The sequence below is a fragment of the Pseudomonas sp. Sample_11 genome (assembly GCF_004307505.1).
Taxonomy (GTDB): Bacteria; Pseudomonadota; Gammaproteobacteria; order Pseudomonadales; family Pseudomonadaceae; genus Aquipseudomonas; species Aquipseudomonas atacamensis.
In genome coordinates, this window is sequence record NZ_RCOD01000084.1 from 15,917 (window position 1) to 32,830 (window position 16,914).

The following is a 16,914-nucleotide window of genomic DNA, read 5'->3' on the forward strand; positions in this document are numbered from 1 at the left end:
TGGGAGCGAGCCTGCTCGCGAAAGCGGTGGTTCAGTCAATAGTAGTGTTGCCTGACACGACGCCTTCGCGAGCAGGCTCGCTCCCACAGGTGCTTTGTGGTGTGCAATGGATTTTTCACAGGCCTTCGACAGCCGCCTCATGAATCCCCTTCTAGACTTTCCCTATCAGCCGACAACCGGCGCGGGAGAGTGCGATGTGGCGGTGCGTGGGGTTGTTGGGCGTTGTATTGGCGCTGGGCGGTTGCCAGACCACCCATGAAGACTTGATCGCCAAGGGTTATCCACCGGCATTCGCCGACGGTTTCGATGACGGTTGCGTCAGTGGCCGGCAAGCGGCAGGTTCGATCAGCGGCGAGTTTCGCAAGAACGTGCCGCGCTATCTCAAGGATCAGCAATACGCCGACGGCTGGGTCGACGGCTTCCGCCAATGTCAGGCGATGCTCGAAAACAAGGATCGCGAGCAATATCGCAACGAGCATTGGGACGAACGCGAACGCGCCTGGCAGCAGCAGAAGGACCAGGACGTCGGGCGGGCCTATCGCTCGCAATAGGTCGCTTGCGGACATCCGTTGAAACCAAATGCCGGCAACCATGGCCCAAATCCTTTAACAGGAGGACTTCATGAGTCGCGCATTCGTCAACGAAGACAACGCCGCCGCGCAGGCCGATCAGCCGGTCGAACGTCAGGTCAGCACGCAGCCCAACTACGTCACCCCGCAAGGGCTGGCGCAGTTGCAGGCGAAAGTCATCGAGTTGCAGAGCCTGCACGCCGAGCAAACGGCCAAGGGCGAGCAGGCCGACAAGCAACGCTTGGCCGATCTGCAACGGGATCTGCGTTATTTCACTCAACGCCTGAGCAGCGCCCAAGTCGCAGTCGCTGCGACTTCCACCGACAAGGTGCAGATCGGTAGCTGGGTGACCTTCGCCGACGAACACGACACAGAACACCGCGTGCAACTGGTCGGCGAGGATCAGGCCGACGCCAGTCAGGGCCTGATCAACTGGGCCTCACCGCTGGGCCGGGCCTTGCTCGGCGCCCGGCTCAACGATGAGGTGCTATGGCAGCGGCCTGCCGGCGATCAACTGATCGAAGTGATCCGCATCGAACCGGCTTAAACCACGCCTTGCGCCAACATCGCATCGGCGACTTTGACGAAGCCGGCAATGTTCGCGCCCTTGACGTAATTGACCTGACCGTTGTCTTCGCCGTAATGCACGCAGGCGTGGTGGATCGACTGCATGATCGCGTGCAGCTTGCTGTCGACCTCGCCCGCGGTCCACAGCAGGCGCATGGCGTTCTGCGACATTTCCAGACCACTCACGGCAACACCGCCCGCATTCGATGCCTTGCCCGGTGCGAACAGAATGCCGGCCTCGATAAAGATATCCACAGCCTCCAGCGTGGTCGGCATGTTCGCGCCTTCAGCCACACAGACGCAGCCATTGCGCAGTAGAGTGCGCGCGGCTTCGGCGTCGAGTTCGTTTTGCGTCGCGCAGGGCAGCGCGATATCGCACGCCAACGACCACGGATGTTGGCCGGCGCGGAATTCCAGACCATGGGCGCTTGCCAGTTCGCTGATGCGCCCGCGCTTGATGTTTTTCAGCTCCAGCAGCGCCAGCCACTGTGCTTCGCTCAATCCTGCTTCGCAGTACAGCGTGCCTTCGGAGTCGGAGAGGGAAATCACTTTGCCGCCCAGATCCATGACCTTGCGCGCCGCGTACTGCGCAACGTTGCCGGAACCGGAAATCGCCACGCGCTTGTCTTCCACGCTCTGCCCGCGGCGCTTGAGCATTTCTTCGGCGAAGTACACGCAGCCGAAACCGGTGGCTTCCGGGCGAATCAGGCTGCCGCCGTAAGTCATGCCCTTGCCGGTGAGGACGCTGGTGAACTGGTTGCTCAGGCGCTTGTACTGGCCAAACAGGAAACCGATCTCCCGCGCACCGACACCGATATCACCGGCCGGCACGTCGACGTCAGCACCGATGTGGCGATACAGCTCGCTCATGAACGCCTGGCAGAAGCGCATGACCTCGGCGTCGCTCTTGCCCTTCGGGTCAAAGTCGGAACCGCCCTTGCCGCCGCCCATGGGCAGGGACGTCAGCGAGTTCTTGAAGGTCTGCTCGAAGGCGAGGAATTTCAGCACGCCGAGATTCACCGACGGATGAAAACGCAAGCCGCCCTTGTACGGGCCGAGGGCGCTGTTCATTTGGATACGGAAGCCGCGATTGACCTGGACCTTGCCCTGATCGTCGACCCACGACACGCGAAACACCAGCGCGCGCTCCGGCTCGCAGATACGCTCGAGAATGCCTGAAGTCAGGTAATGCGGATTGGCTTCAAGAAACGGCCACAGACTGCGCAGGACTTCTTCGACAGCCTGGTGGAATTCGGGTTGATCCGGGTCGCGTTTTTTCAGGCGCGCAAGGAAGGATTCGACGGATTCGATCATGGGCAAAGTCTCGGCAAATTTATTGTCGTTGGAGGAGATTGGGCCGGACTGTAACAAACGAATTGCGCACAGGAACAGAGCAAGATGTCGCAGTTATGAAATTAAATGGTGCACAGGATATAAATCCGAGGGGTATTTGATCCGTTTTTGCACCTGAGTGGGGAGCACAGATCCAAGACTTGCACCAACAGTTACACCGTATTCGCGAGCAGGCTCGCTCCCACATTTGGAATGCGTTACCCCTGTGGGAGCGAGCCTGCTCGCGAAAGCCGCAACTCGGTTTATCAGGTAAAACCCAGGGCAAAAAAAACGGAGCCCGAAGGCTCCGCTCTTTCTGCAACCAACCCGATATCAGGCCAGTTTCTTGTGACGTACCCGGTGTGGCTGGGCCGCTGCTTCGCCGAGGCGTTTTTTGCGGTCGGCTTCGTACTCGGTGTAGTTGCCTTCGAAGAACACCGCTTGCGAGTCGTCTTCGTACGCCAGGATGTGCGTGGCGACACGGTCAAGGAACCACCGATCGTGAGAGATCACAATGGCGGCGCCCGGGAAGTCCAGCAGGGCTTCTTCCAGCGAACGCAGGGTTTCCACGTCGAGGTCGTTGGACGGTTCGTCGAGCAGCAGGACGTTGCCGCCCTCCTTCAGGGTCAGCGCCAGGTGCAGACGACCGCGCTCACCGCCGGACAGATCCTTGACGAACTTCTGCTGGTCGCCGCCCTTGAAGTTGAAGCGGCCGACGTAAGTGCGCGACGGGATTTCGTAGTTGCCGATGCGGATCTGGTCGGAACCGTCGGAAATCTGCTGGAACACGGTCTTGCTGCCGTCGAGGTCCTCGCGGCTCTGGTCGACGCAGGCCAGCTGCACGGTTTCACCGACTTCGATGCTGCCCGAATCCGGGGTTTCCTTGCCCATCAGCATGCGGAACAGCGTCGACTTACCGGCACCGTTACCACCGATCACGCCGACAATGGCGCCTTTCGGCATGGAGAACGACACGTTGTCGATCAGCACGCGATCGCCGTAGCCTTTGGTGACGTTCTTGAATTCGATGACCTTGTCGCCCAGGCGTGGACCGGCCGGGATGTAGATCTCGTTGGTCTCGCTGCGCTTCTGGAATTCCTGCGATTGCATTTCTTCGAAGCGTTGCAGACGTGCCTTGGATTTCGACTGGCGGGCCTTGGCGCCTTTGCGCACCCACTCCAGTTCTTCCTTCATGGCTTTTTCATGAGCCGACTGCTGCTTGGATTCCTGGGCCAGGCGATCGGACTTGGCTTCGAGCCAGCCCGAATAGTTGCCCTCGTAAGGAATGCCCGCGCCGCGGTCGAGTTCCAGAATCCAGCCGGCGACATTGTCGAGGAAGTAACGGTCGTGCGTGATCGCGACCACGGTGCCCGGGAAGTCGTGGAGGAAATGCTCCAGCCACGCCACCGAATCGGCATCCAGGTGGTTGGTCGGTTCGTCGAGCAGCAGCATGTCCGGCGCGGACAGCAGCAGACGGCACAGGGCGACACGACGCTTTTCACCACCGGACAGGTGTTCGACTTTCGCGTCCCAGGCCGGCAGACGCAGCGCATCGGCGGCGACTTCCAGCTGGCGCTCAAGGTTGTGGCCATCGCTGGCCTGCAGGATCGCTTCGAGCTTGGCCTGTTCAGCGGCGAGCTTGTCGAAGTCGGCATCCGGGTCGGCGTAGGCCGCGTAGACTTCGTCCAGACGCGCTTGCGCATCCTTGATCACGCTGACCGCTTCCTCGACCACTTCACGCACGGTCTTGGCAGGGTCGAGCTGCGGCTCTTGCGGCAGGTAACCGATGTTCAGGTCCGGCATCGGACGGGCTTCGCCTTCGAACTCGGTGTCGACGCCGGCCATGATTTTCAGCAGCGTGGATTTACCCGAACCGTTGAGGCCGAGCACGCCGATCTTGGCGCCGGGGAAGAAGGACAGCGAAATGTTCTTGAGGATTTCCCGCTTCGGCGGAACAACTTTGCCCAGCCGATGCATGGTGAAGACGTATTGAGCCATGGAGAACCTTGGGTCAGTGACAGATGAATGATTGGAGCGCAGGCGATGCCTGGCCAGACTGTGCGCGTCGTTCACTTGATCGCGATCAATGCGTGCGCGCTGGAAAAAGTCTGATTGTAGGGGCTGGAACGCCCCCGGTCTAACCGGCAAAGCTACCTTAATGCTGGAAGGCAGTCCAGCCGAGAGGGGCTGGCACTTCGCCACGAGTCAAGGCATGCTAGCCGCCCTTCGGGCGTCCGGCTTATAGTGCACGTCGCGCCAGTCCAGCCAAATCGCAGGATCACAGCTTGACCAATGTCACTCCGCCAGCCTCTGTGAGCAGCACCCCACCGGCGCCCGGCTCGCCCCTGCGCGGGACATTAAAGGGTGCGCTGGCCACCCTCGTGCTGTTATTGCTCGCGTTGCTGTTCTGGCAACTGCTCGATCAATTGCGCGAAACTCAGAAAAATCAGCGCCAATACACCATCGACTACACCGCCGACCTCGCCGCCCAGGTCAGCCTGAACATGGCGCTGAACGCGCAAATCGCCCTCAATCTGCTACCGATCGTCGAACAACCGCAAACCGCCGACGAACAGCAGATGCTCCTGCGCAAACTGCAACGCTCGCTGCCAGATCTGCGCAGCATGGCCCTGCTCTCGCCCTCCGGCCGGATCATCAGCGACAGCGCCACCGACAGTTCCGACGCCGATTACCTGACCGAACTGGTGCGCCGCAGCCGTGCCCAGGCGCATTACTTCAGCAATGCCGATGACGGCTCGGTGGTGCATCTGCTGTTGCATCAGGCCAGCGGCAGCAGTCGCGGTTACTGGGCCTTGCGTTTGACGCCAACCTTCTTCGACTCGCTGACCAAACAGGACGCCACCGCCCTGCGCCCGTTGTGGCTGGTGGAAAACCGCCTCAATCACCAGATCATCAGCCGCGACGCCGGGCTGCCCTCGGTCAAGGCTGGCGGGCTGACGCCCGACGATGTCGCCAACACCGTGCTGACCGTGCCGCTGAGCAGCAGCGACTGGCAATTGCGCGGGCTGTTCGACCGCCAGCGCGTACTCGAAGAATTGCTGCCAGCGTTCATCGGCAAATGCCTGCTCGGCCTGGCGTTTTCGATGTTGCCGGTGATCGCGCTGCTGAACATGCGTCGGCGCCAGCGTCAGGTGCATGAAGGCCGGCGGCGTTATCAGGATATTTTCGAAGGCACCGGCGTGGCCTTGTGCGTACTCGACCTGTCCGGCCTCAAGCAGATGTTCGACAAGGCGCAGATCCAGACCAGTGACCAGCTCAAGGCCTGGCTCGACCAACCGCAGCAGCGCCAGCAGTTGCTCGCGGAAATGCGCGTCACCGAAGTCAATCAGGTCGCCCTGCAACTGCTCGATGTGCACTCCTGCGACGATGCCTGGCAACTGCTGATCGATGGCCAGCGCCATCCGCAGTGCGCGATCGGTCAGCAGATCCTCGACGCCGTCCTGCAGCAGCAGAAGCAGCTGGAACTGGAGATCAAACTGCCCAACAGCAATGGCCGCGACCAGCACCTGTGGATGGTCCTGCGCCTGCCGAGCGAGCAGCACGACTATAAAGCGGTGATTCTCAGCATCAACGACATCACCAGCCGCAAGCTGATCGAGCTGTCGCTGCTGGAGCGTGAAGGCTTCTGGTCGGACGTGGTGCGCACCGTGCCCGATCATCTGTATGTGCAGGACGTGATCAGCCAGCGGATGATTTTCAGCAACCACCACCTCGGCCAGACCTTGGGCTACAACCGCACTGAACTGCATCAGATGGGCGAGTACTTCTGGGAAATCCTCCTGCACCCGGAAGACGCCGACTATTACCATCGTTCGCGGCAGTTGCAGCGTCACGCCGGTTACAGCCAGTTGTTGCAATGCCAATTGCGCTTCCGCCATCGCGACGGCAAGTGGCGGCGCTTCGACATCCGTGAACAGGCGCTGGCGCGGGACAAGCACGATCAGGTCACGCGGATCATCGGCGTGGCCAAGGACATCACCGAACAGATCGAGGCCAGCGAATCGCTGCGTGACAGCGAGCAGCGCTACCGCATGCTCGCCGAGAGCATCAGCGACGTGATTTTCTCCACCGACAGCAAGCTCTCGCTGAACTATGTCAGCCCCTCGGTGCAGGCCGTGCTCGGTTACAACGCCGAATGGATTTTCCAGAACGGCTGGCAATCGATCATCGCCAATCCCGGGCAACTGAACGGCATTCATGTCCTGATGGACCGCGTCAGCAAGGCGCTGGACAAGCCCGAGCAACTGGCATTGCTGCGCAGTCAGGTGCAAACGCAGCTGTTCCTCTTCGATTGCCTGCGTGCCGACGGCCGCAAGATTCCGATCGAACTGCGCCTGGTGCTGGTGTGGGACGAACACGGCGCGTTCGAAGGCGTGCTCGGTGTCGGCCGCGATATCAGTCAACAGCGCCGTGCCGAAAAAGATCTGCGCATGGCCGCCACGGTATTCGAGCACTCGACTTCGGCGATCCTGATCACCGACCCGGCCGGCTACATCGTCCAGGCCAACGAAGCGTTCAGTCGGGTCAGCGGCTACAGCGTCGGCGAAGTGCTCGACCAGTTGCCGAACATGCTCACCGTCGACGAGCAGCAGGACGCGCACTTGCGCTACGTGCTCAAGCAGTTGCACGAGCACAGCACCTGGGAAGGCGAAGTATGGATGAAGCGCCGTAACGGCGAGCACTACCCGGCGTGGGTCGGCATTACTGCCGTGCTCGACGATGAGGGCGATCTGGCCAGTTACGTGTGTTTCTTCAGCGACATCAGCGAGCGCAAGGCCAGCGAGCAGCGCATCCACCGCCTCGCCTATTACGATGCCCTCACCCATTTGCCGAACCGCACGCTGTTCCAGGATCGTCTGCACACCGCGCTGCAAGCGGCCGAACGGCAGAAGTCGTGGGTGGTGCTGATGTTCCTCGACCTCGACCGTTTCAAACCGATCAACGACTCCCTCGGCCACGCCGCCGGCGACCGCATGCTCAAGGATATGGCCACGCGCCTGCTGGCCTGCGTCGATGACGATGACACCGTGGCGCGCATGGGCGGCGACGAATTCACCTTGCTGCTGCAGCATCGCTCCAACCGCGAACTGGCGCTGAACCGGGCGATTCACGTGGCCGAGCAGATTCTCGCCAGCCTGGTGCGGCCGTTCGTGCTCGAGGGCCGCGAGTTCTTCGTCACCGCCAGTATCGGCATCGCCCTGAGTCCGCAGGACGGCAACGAACTCAGCCAGTTGATGAAGAACGCCGACACGGCGATGTACCACGCCAAGGAGCGCGGCAAGAACAACTTCCAGTTCTATCAGGCCGACATGAACGCCAGTGCGCTGGAGCGTCTGGAACTGGAAAGCGATCTGCGCCATGCGCTGGAGCAGAACGAATTCGTCCTGTATTACCAGCCGCAGTTCAGTGGCGACGGCAAGCGCCTGACCGGCGCCGAAGCGCTGCTGCGCTGGCGCCATCCGCGTCGCGGGCTGGTGCCGCCGGGGGATTTCATTCCGGTTCTGGAAGAGCTTGGTCTGGTGGTGGACGTTGGCGACTGGGTCATCAGCGAGGCCTGTCGACAGCTGAAAACCTGGCACCAGCAACGGGTGCGGGTGCCGAAGGTGTCGGTGAACATTTCCGCACGGCAGTTCTCCGACGGCCAGTTGGGCACGCGAATCGCGACGATCCTGCGCGAAACCGGCCTGCCGCCGGCGTGTCTGGAGCTAGAACTGACCGAAAGCATCCTGATGCGCGAAGTCAGCGAGGCGATGCAGATTCTTGCCGGGCTGAAGAACCTCGGCCTGAGCATCGCGGTCGATGACTTCGGCACCGGTTATTCATCGCTGAACTACCTCAAGCAATTCCCGATCGACGTGCTGAAGATCGACCGTACTTTCGTCGACGGCCTGCCGTCCGGGGAACAGGACGCGCAGATCGCCCGGGCGATCATCGCCATGGCCCACAGCCTGAACCTGGCGGTAATCGCCGAGGGTGTGGAAACCCATGAGCAACTGGACTTCCTGCGCGAGCATGGCTGCGATGAGGTGCAGGGATATCTGTTCGGCCGGCCGATGCCGGCGGGACGGTTTGAAGCGCAGTTCTGTAACGATGCGCTCTTCATGTTCGACTGACCTGAGCCGCTTCGGGCGGCTCAGGTCAGTTGAACATGAAGAGGAGCTGCTAGAGGTTAGCTGCAAGCTGCAAGTGGAAGCCGAAGCGCTTTTGACTTGTAGCTTGTAGCTTGCAGCTTGAAGCCCGCTTATCCACAACCTGACTGTGTTTCATAGCCCTTCTAAAAGCGGTTGGGTTAGAATGCCCCCCTTTTCTGCCCCCGATCCTTGAGGACCGCCATGTTCAGCCGTGATTTGACTATTGCCAAGTACGACGCCGACCTTTTTGCCGCCATGGAGCAAGAAGCTCAGCGTCAGGAAGAACACATTGAGCTGATCGCTTCGGAAAACTACACCAGCCCAGCGGTGATGGAAGCTCAAGGCTCGGTCCTGACCAACAAGTACGCCGAAGGCTATCCGGGCAAGCGTTACTACGGTGGTTGCGAATATGTGGACGTGGTTGAACAACTGGCCATCGACCGCGCCAAGGAACTGTTCGGCGCCGATTACGCCAACGTTCAGCCGCACGCCGGTTCGCAAGCCAACGCCGCTGTTTACCTGGCTCTGCTGCAAGGTGGCGACACCATTCTGGGCATGAGCCTGGCCCACGGCGGTCACCTGACCCACGGCGCCAGCGTTTCCTCCTCGGGCAAGCTGTACAACGCCGTTCAATACGGTATCGATGCCAACGGCCTGATCGACTACGACGAAGTCGAGCGCCTGGCAGTCGAGCACAAGCCGAAGATGATCGTTGCCGGTTTCTCTGCCTACTCGCAGATCCTCGACTTCCCGCGCTTCCGCGAAATCGCTGACAAGGTCGGCGCTTACCTGTTCGTCGACATGGCTCACGTCGCCGGTCTGGTTGCCGCGGGTGTCTATCCGAACCCGGTGCCGTTCGCCGACGTCGTGACCACCACCACCCACAAGACCCTGCGCGGTCCACGTGGCGGTCTGATCCTGGCCCGTGCCAACGCCGAGATCGAGAAGAAGCTCAACTCCGCAGTATTCCCGGGCGCCCAGGGTGGCCCGCTGGAGCACGTGATCGCGGCCAAGGCGATCTGCTTCAAGGAAGCGCTGCAGCCTGAGTTCAAGGCTTACCAGCAACAAGTGGTGAAGAACGCCAAGGCCATGGCCGAAGTGTTCATCGCACGCGGTTTCGACGTGGTTTCGGGCGGTACTGAAAACCACCTGTTCCTGCTGTCGCTGATCAAGCAGGACATCTCCGGTAAAGACGCTGACGCCGCTCTGGGCAAAGCGTTCATCACCGTGAACAAGAACTCCGTGCCGAACGATCCACGCTCGCCGTTCGTCACCTCCGGCCTGCGCTTCGGTACTCCGGCTGTGACCACTCGCGGTTTCAAAGAGGCTGAGTGCAAAGAGCTGGCCGGCTGGATCTGCGACATCCTGGCTGACCTGAACAACGAAGCGGTGATCGACGCCGTTCGCGAGAAAGTCAAAGCCATCTGCAAGAAACTGCCGGTGTACGGCGCTTGATGCATCGTTAATCCGCAAAAAGACCGGCCACGATGGCCGGTTTTTTATTGCCATGAATTCAATAAAAAAATACCACCCGAATAAAGCTGCAACCTGCTAATCCCGTCCAGCAGGATTGTTCATCTCTTTGTTCAAACCAAACTCTTGCAACACACATGCAAACCGCCATAAATGAAAACCGCTTAGTCTGAAACCCGACTTGATAAATGGATTTCATCATGACGAGCAATATCGAAAAATCTTTCATCGCAACGCTGAGAATGTTCGACCACAGGGTCGGCTTTCTTGAACAGCTGTACGGCAAACCGGCGATGGCTACCATCAGTCTGTTCAGCGGCGGTTTCTATACCGGACGCCCGCAAACACGGGATCAGTCCCACCTGCTCGGCATCCGGAGCAACGAGCAGAGCGGCCGGATAAAACCGCTGAAGCTGCATTTCGGTCATACCCCTGACGGCTACATCCTCACCGTGAAAAACCAGGGCAACTATTTCAATCAGGTGATCAGCAATCACTGGCTGGACACCGTCGAGGCCGTCAAGCCAGACACTGACAACTTGACCACGTTTATTCTTGTCGACCGTAGCGGCACCGCTATAACGCTGGACAACTTAACGGGCGTACATACAGCTGTTTCTCTCAAATTGAAAAATCATGCCTATCTGGGCGGTATAAAAATCACAAGTCTGCCTTACGTCTATCTGGGCAAAACCGAAGAACGTTCAAAGATCACTTTCATCCTGAGCATCGTCGAAAGGCATGTACCAAACATCAAAACGTGACTCACACCCCGCCCACGAAATAAGGCATAGCCGCCGATTTTTCTCAAATGCTCAAGACCGGGCCATCCAGACAACTGGTAAGACCGGTCATGCCAATTTTCTAATTTTCCCTTGCGATCCGGGAAAACCTGCGCCTAGACTGCGCCTGCACTGGACATACCGGTAAGACCACAATAATTAAGTCCTGAATCCGCTGCGCCACGCGTACGGCAGCCAGGACACCGACCCAGGATTCCTCCCATGCTCAGATGGTGCTCGCGTTCAATCTTCCTTCAAGTGGTTCTCGGACTGATGCTCGGCATCGTCTGCGGGCTGACCCTTCCTGAATACTCCGCCCAGCTGAAACCGCTCGGCGATGGCTTCATCAAATTGATCAAGATGCTCATTGGCCTGATCGTGTTCTGCGTGGTGGTCAGCGGCATCAGCGGCGCGGGCGATCTGAAGAAGGTCGGGCGCATCGGCCTCAAGTCGGTGATCTATTTCGAAGTGCTGACCACCATCGCCTTGGTGATCGGTCTGGTATTCGCCTTCAGCACCGGCATTGGCAGCGGCGCGAACATTCATCTGGAGCAACTCTCCAGCGCCGACATGGGCGACCTCGCTGAGCGCGGCCAGCACATGCACACCACCACGCAATTTCTGATGGACCTGATCCCGACCTCGGTGATCGGTGCCTTCGCTGACAACAATATTCTGCAAGTGCTGCTGTTCTCGGTGCTGTTCGGCAGTGCGCTGAATCTGGTCGGCGAAGCCGCTTCCGGGATTTCGCGATTGATCAACGAACTCAGCCACGTGATCTTCCGCATCATGGGCATGATCGTCCGTCTGGCGCCGATCGGCGTGTTCGGTGCCATCGCCTTCACCACCAGCAAATACGGTCTCGACTCGCTGCAGCACCTGGGCAGTCTGGTCGGTCTGTTCTACCTGACCTGCATCGCCTTCGTCGCGCTGATCCTCGGTCTGGTGATGCGCGTCTCCGGTCTGCGCATGTGACCGCTGCTCAAGTACCTGCGGGAAGAACTGCTGATCGTCATGGGCACCGCCTCTTCCGACGCCGTGCTGCCGCAGATCATGCGCAAGCTCGAACACCTCGGTATCGGCAGTTCGACGGTCGGTCTGGTGATCCCGACCGGGTACTCGTTCAACCTCGACGGTTTCTCGATCTACCTGACCCTGGCCATCGTGTTCATCGCCAACGCCACCGGCACACCGCTGGCGATGACCGACTTGCTGACCATCCTGCTGGTGTCGCTGATCACCTCCAAAGGCGCCCACGGCATTCCCGGTTCGGCGCTGGTGATTCTCGCCGCAACGCTGACGGCGATCCCGGCGATTCCCGTGGTCGGTCTGGTGCTGGTATTGGCCGTGGACTGGTTCATGGGCATCGGCCGCGCGCTGACCAATCTGATCGGCAACTGCGTCGCCACCGTGGCCATCGCCCGCTGGGAAAAGGACATCGATGTGCAGCGCGCGAACAAGGTGCTCAACGGCGAACAGGGCTATAACTTTCAACCGCGAAAAACCGTCGCTCCGGCGGCGGCGAAAGAATTCTGAATAAGTGCCGTGCCTGCCAATGCGCAGGCACGGCGCAGGGAGCCAATACGTGATTACAACTTCAACCGTCGTCAATTCAGTGGTGGAAAAACTCCGCGCCGCGTTGGCCCGTGGCCAATGGCGCTCCGGCGACATGCTGCCGGGCCAGCGCGAACTGGCCGAACAGCTGGGCATCAGCCGGCCGAGCCTGCGCGAAGCGGTGATCGTCCTCGAAACCCTCGGCCTGGTGCGCTCGATGCCGGGCAAAGGCGTGGTCGTGCTCGACGCACAACTCAGCGACAGCCAGAGCCACGACAGCGCAGTTGCCGGCGCCAGTCTCGAAGACGTGCTGCAACTGCGCTACACCCTTGAGCCGTTCATCGTCGGGCTGGTCGCGCAATCGATCAGCAGCAAGGAAGTCGGCCAATTGCGCCTGACCCTGATGGACATGCGCGAAGCCCTCGAGGCCGGTGACAGTGAGGCCGGAGTCAGTGCCTACATTGCTTTCCACGAAGAACTGTTCACGCTGACCTCGAACCCGATTTTCCAGAGCGTGGTACAGCAGACCAGCAACGCCCTCAAGCAAAGCGCCGAGGTATTGCGCAATTCCCCGGAACATCTGGCCGAACGCCTGGAAGAAAACGAAGCGGTAGTCCGCGCGATCCGCAGCAAGAACAGCGCTCAGGCCAGCGCCGAAATGCGTCGGCACATTCTGCGCGAAGGCCAGCGCATGGGCGTTGAGCTGAACATCCCGGACGACAACCTGCCCACCTGATTTGCCAGGAGAACGGCCATGAACAGTTTTGCTTCAGCCTCGCATGCCAATTCGACCGCCCTGCCCGTCTCTCGCCTGGGCACGCCGACGGAAGACCTGTATCCGCGACTGTTCGACGCGATTCTCGAGCAGCGTATCGATGAAGACAGCCGGTTCACCGAGGACACTCTGCAGGCGATGTTCAGCGCCGGCCGCGCCGATGTGCGGCGGGTGCTGACGCAGTTGTCCCACGAGCAGATCGTGGTATTGCGCGCCAATCATCGACCACGAGTGGCGGCGCCTGATCGGGAGCTGATCCGGCAGACCTTGCATGCGCGACGGCTGGCTGAGAACACCTTGGTGCGGTTGGCCTGTCAGCGTCCGCAGCCAGACGATCTGAAATGTTTGCGCACGTTGATAGAGCGCGAGAAGCGCGCCGTGGAGCAGGATCGGCGGGGGGCGGCGATTCGGTTATCGGGGGAGTTTCATTTGCAATTGGCACGGATGGCGGGAAATCTGCCGCTGGCGCATTTTCTGCGCAGTCTGGTGCCGCTGACGTCGTTGGCGATTGCGCGGGGTCAGGGCTCGACGCGAAGCTGTTGCGCATGGCAGGAGCATTTGGCGCTGGTTGAGGTTGTGGAGCGAGGTGATGTTTCCAAGGCCGGCATGTTGATGGATCGGCATCTGGATCATCTTGAGCAGAAACTGCTCGGTCCAGACCTTGAGCATTGTGCTGTCGGTTAGACCGCCTTCGCGAGCAGGCTCGCTCCCACAGTGGATTGCATTCCTCCTGACAGAATGCGTTCTACTGTGGGAGCGAGCCTGCTCGCGAAGAGGCCTTTTGAGCTGTTGAAATTATCAGGCTTGTTGCGCTGCAACCCTGGCAAACCCCACCCGAATCTTCTCTTCCGGCAAGTCATCGGCAATAAACACGATCACACTCTCGCGCGCCTCGCCCTCAGCCCATTCGGTGTCCCAGTCGAAACCATAGAGTTTCAGCACACCCTGAAATACCAACCGCCGATCTTCGCCGGCAATGTTCAGCACGCCTTTGTAGCGCAGCAATTGCTTGCCGTGCTCTTCCAGCAGTTCGTTCATGAACTCGCTGAGCTGATCGATATCCAGCGCCTGATCGGTGCGCAGCACCAGGCTGGAGATGCGATCGATCGACGGCACTTTGCTCACCGGACGCAGGCTCAGACCGCCGCCGAGGTCAGCATTGAGGTTGAAACCACGCACATCCAGCAATTCAGCCAGATCTATATTGCCATGCTCGACCACGCGGATCGGCGCGCGGCGGTTGATTCGCGTGAGGCGTTCGCTCAGTGCGGTGAACGTCGCCTCATCGACCAGGTCGGTCTTGCTCACCAGCAAGCGATCGGCGAAACCGATCTGCGCTTGGGCAATGGTCTGGGTCAGGTGCACGTCGGCGTGGGCGGCGTCGACCAGGGTGATGATGCCGTCGAGCAGATAACGCTCGCGCAGCTCTTCGTCGATGAAAAAGGTTTGCGCCACCGGCGCCGGATCGGCGAGACCGGTGCACTCGATCACCAGACGATCGAAGGCGATCTCGCCGCTGTCCAGGCGCTCGAGCAGCAAGTACAGCGCCTTGGTCAGATCGGTGTGAATGGTGCAGCAGACGCAGCCGTTGGCCAGGGTCATGACTTGCACCGGCTCGTCACCCAGCAACTGAGTGTCGATGCCGGCGTCGCTGAATTCGTTTTCGATCACGGCGATTTTCAGGCCGTGCTCGGCTTTCAATAAATGACGCAGCAAGGTGGTCTTGCCGGCGCCGAGGAAACCGCTGAGAACCGTTACCGGAATGGGAGAAGACAAAACCCGATCTCCTGAAAAGAACACAAAAACAAATGTGGGAGCGAGCTTGCTCGCGAAAGCGGTGTGTCAGTCAAATCATTCATCAACTGACACTCCGTATTCGCGAGCAGGCTCGCTCCCACAGGGGATTACCTCAACCTGATGCTGTCAGCTCAACAGCACTTCGGCCCACCCTTGCCACCGTAACGGGCTTCCTGACGTTCGCGAAAGAACATCTCGTAGCTCATCACCGGTTTGTCCGGGTGTTTGGTTTGCATATGCTCGACGTAGGTGTCGTAGTCGGGCATGCCGACCATCAGGCGCGCGGCCTGACCGAGGTATTTACCGAGGCGACTCAGGTCATTGAACATGCTGCAATCCTCTGGTTACGCATCCGGCAGGGCCTGGAATGGCGATTCTTTATCCGTACGCTCTTTTTTGCCCCAGGCGGCGATGCCGACCTTGAGCGCATAGAACAGGATGCTGAACACCACGAACAGGAACAGCGCGGTGAGTGTGGCGTTGGTGTAGGCGTTGAAGATCACGTGCTGCATCTGCTCGACGCTCTTCGCCGGTGCCAGCACCTGACCGTTGGCCAGCGCATCGCTGTACTTCTTGGCCAGGGACAGGAAGCCGATCGCCGGGTTGGCGTCGAACAGCTTGATGAAGCCAGCAGTAGTGGTGCAGATCAACAGCCAGGTGGCCGGCAACAGGGTGACCCAGATGTAGCGCTGGCGCTTCATCTTGATCAGGACCACGGTGCCAAGCATCAGCGCGATACCGGCGAGCATCTGGTTGGAGATGCCGAACAATGGCCACAGGGTGTTGATGCCGCCCAGTGGATCGATCACGCCCTGATACAGCAACCAGCCCCACATCGCCACACAACCGGCGGTGGCGATCAGGTTGGCGCCCCACGATTCGGTGCGTTTGAGCGCCGGTACGAAGGAGCCGAGCAGGTCTTGCAGCATGAAGCGCCCGGCACGGGTGCCGGCGTCCACAGCGGTGAGGATGAACAGCGCTTCGAACAGGATCGCGAAGTGGTACCAGAACGCCATGGTGTTTTCACCCGGCAGGACACTGTGCAGGATCTGTGCGATACCGACCGCCAGGGTCGGCGCACCACCGGCGCGGGCCAGAATGGTGGTTTCGCCGATGTCATGGGCAACCGCTTGCAGCGCTTCCGGCGTAATCGCAAAGCCCCAGCTGGTGACAACCTGCGCCACCGAAGCGACGTCACTGCCAACGACTGCGGCCGGGCTGTTCATGGCGAAATACACACCCGGCTCGATCACCGAAGCGGCAACCATGGCCATGATCGCCACGAACGATTCCATCAGCATGCCGCCGTAACCGATGTAGCGGGCGTTGGTTTCATTATCCAAAAGCTTCGGCGTGGTGCCAGACGAGATCAGCGCGTGGAAACCCGATACCGCGCCGCAGGCGATGGTGATGAACAGGAACGGGAACAGACCACCCTTCCATACCGGCCCGGTGCCGTCGACGAACTGGGTCAGCGCCGGCATTTTCAGCTCGGGCATGGTGATCAGGATGCCGATCGCCAGGGCGACGATGGTGCCGATCTTGAGGAAGGTCGACAGGTAGTCGCGTGGCGCGAGGATCAGCCAGACCGGCAGCGATGCAGCGACGAAACCATAGCCGACCAGCATCCAGGTAATCTGCACACCGGTGAAGGTAAAGGCTTTGGCCCATACCGGATCGGCAGCGATTTGCCCACCCAGCCAGATCGAACCGAGCAGCAGCAACACACCGACCACGGAGATTTCGCCGATGCGGCCCGGGCGGATGTAGCGCATGTAGATGCCCATGAACATCGCGATCGGGATGGTCGCCATCACGGTGAAGATGCCCCACGGGCTCTCGGCCAGGGCCTTGACCACGATCAGCGCCAGCACCGCGAGGATGATGATCATGATCAGGAAGCAGCCGAACAG

General features: G+C 60.2%; 12 protein-coding genes and 1 pseudogene. 8 read left to right on the top strand and 5 right to left on the bottom strand.

Annotated elements, in window-relative coordinates:
• The first annotated feature begins 194 nt into the window (after positions 1-194).
• Together D8U60_RS22985 and D8U60_RS22990 are read left to right on the top strand one after the other, a co-directional pair.
• On the top strand, positions 195-551 hold the full coding sequence (locus tag D8U60_RS22985) for a hypothetical protein (RefSeq protein ID WP_073475524.1): 357 nt from the start codon (positions 195-197) through the stop codon (positions 549-551).
• A gap of 70 nt (positions 552-621) precedes the next feature.
• The gene (locus tag D8U60_RS22990) at positions 622-1,116 is read left to right on the top strand and encodes a GreA/GreB family elongation factor (protein WP_039761720.1); all 495 of its coding nucleotides are present in this window, start codon (positions 622-624) and stop codon (positions 1,114-1,116) included.
• On the opposite strand, the gene gdhA is transcribed toward D8U60_RS22990, so the two are convergent.
• Both gdhA and ettA read right to left on the bottom strand, forming a co-directional pair.
• The gene (gdhA, locus tag D8U60_RS22995; RefSeq protein WP_130901011.1) at positions 1,113-2,450 is read right to left on the bottom strand and encodes an NADP-specific glutamate dehydrogenase; all 1,338 of its coding nucleotides are present in this window, start codon (positions 2,448-2,450) and stop codon (positions 1,113-1,115) included. The genes D8U60_RS22990 and gdhA overlap by 4 nt on opposite strands.
• Positions 2,451-2,801: 351 nt before the next feature.
• A complete protein-coding gene (ettA, locus tag D8U60_RS23000) occupies positions 2,802-4,466 on the bottom strand; it encodes an energy-dependent translational throttle protein EttA (RefSeq protein ID WP_130901012.1) in 1,665 nt (554 codons plus the stop codon).
• 287 nt (positions 4,467-4,753) lie between these two features.
• Here ettA and morA point away from each other — a divergent pair, with 287 nt between their 5' ends.
• The 6 genes and pseudogenes from morA to D8U60_RS23030 all read left to right on the top strand — a co-directional run bounded on the left by morA (position 4,754) and on the right by D8U60_RS23030 (position 13,888).
• Entirely contained in the window at positions 4,754-8,602 is a 3,849-nt protein-coding gene (gene morA / locus D8U60_RS23005; protein WP_110603143.1) for a cyclic di-GMP receptor MorA, read from the top strand.
• Between the two features lie 219 nt (positions 8,603-8,821).
• Entirely contained in the window at positions 8,822-10,075 is a 1,254-nt protein-coding gene (gene glyA, locus D8U60_RS23010) for a serine hydroxymethyltransferase (RefSeq protein ID WP_016773106.1), read from the top strand.
• A gap of 218 nt (positions 10,076-10,293) precedes the next feature.
• Positions 10,294-10,857: a hypothetical protein gene (locus D8U60_RS23015; protein WP_241663570.1), complete on the top strand. Its 564-nt coding sequence runs from the start codon at positions 10,294-10,296 to the stop codon at positions 10,855-10,857.
• Between the two features lie 240 nt (positions 10,858-11,097).
• Positions 11,098-12,411, top strand: a pseudogene (locus tag D8U60_RS23020) (C4-dicarboxylate transporter DctA).
• 49 nt (positions 12,412-12,460) lie between these two features.
• A complete protein-coding gene (locus D8U60_RS23025; protein WP_016773102.1) occupies positions 12,461-13,165 on the top strand; it encodes a FadR/GntR family transcriptional regulator in 705 nt (234 codons plus the stop codon).
• A gap of 18 nt (positions 13,166-13,183) precedes the next feature.
• Positions 13,184-13,888, top strand: a complete 705-nt coding sequence (locus D8U60_RS23030) for a GntR family transcriptional regulator (protein ID WP_130901014.1) — start codon at positions 13,184-13,186, stop codon at positions 13,886-13,888.
• A gap of 114 nt (positions 13,889-14,002) precedes the next feature.
• Here the strand turns inward: D8U60_RS23030 and yjiA are convergent, their stop codons facing one another.
• From yjiA to D8U60_RS23045, 3 genes are all read right to left on the bottom strand, one after another.
• Positions 14,003-14,980 (bottom strand): GTPase, encoded by a 978-nt coding sequence (yjiA, locus tag D8U60_RS23035; protein WP_130901015.1) that lies wholly within the window; start codon positions 14,978-14,980, stop codon positions 14,003-14,005.
• A 152-nt stretch (positions 14,981-15,132) separates the two neighbouring features.
• On the bottom strand, positions 15,133-15,330 hold the full coding sequence (locus tag D8U60_RS23040; protein WP_003228401.1) for a YbdD/YjiX family protein: 198 nt from the start codon (positions 15,328-15,330) through the stop codon (positions 15,133-15,135).
• 15 nt (positions 15,331-15,345) lie between these two features.
• On the bottom strand, positions 15,346-16,914 hold a 1,569-nt coding region (locus D8U60_RS23045; protein ID WP_130901016.1), incomplete at its 5' end, for a carbon starvation CstA family protein.

Bases quoted from the DNA above. Each gene is read 5' to 3' on its own strand.
- D8U60_RS22985 (WP_073475524.1), top strand. From the start codon at position 195: ATGTGGCGGTGCGTGGGGTTGTTGGGCGTTGTATTGGCGCTGGGCGGT.
- D8U60_RS22990 (WP_039761720.1), top strand. From the start codon at position 622: ATGAGTCGCGCATTCGTCAACGAAGACAACGCCGCCGCGCAGGCCGAT.
- gdhA (WP_130901011.1), bottom strand. From the start codon at position 2,450: ATGATCGAATCCGTCGAATCCTTCCTTGCGCGCCTGAAAAAACGCGAC.
- ettA (WP_130901012.1), bottom strand. From the start codon at position 4,466: ATGGCTCAATACGTCTTCACCATGCATCGGCTGGGCAAAGTTGTTCCG.
- glyA (WP_016773106.1), top strand. From the start codon at position 8,822: ATGTTCAGCCGTGATTTGACTATTGCCAAGTACGACGCCGACCTTTTT.
- D8U60_RS23015 (WP_241663570.1), top strand. From the start codon at position 10,294: ATGACGAGCAATATCGAAAAATCTTTCATCGCAACGCTGAGAATGTTC.
- D8U60_RS23030 (WP_130901014.1), top strand. From the start codon at position 13,184: ATGAACAGTTTTGCTTCAGCCTCGCATGCCAATTCGACCGCCCTGCCC.
- D8U60_RS23040 (WP_003228401.1), bottom strand. From the start codon at position 15,330: ATGTTCAATGACCTGAGTCGCCTCGGTAAATACCTCGGTCAGGCCGCG.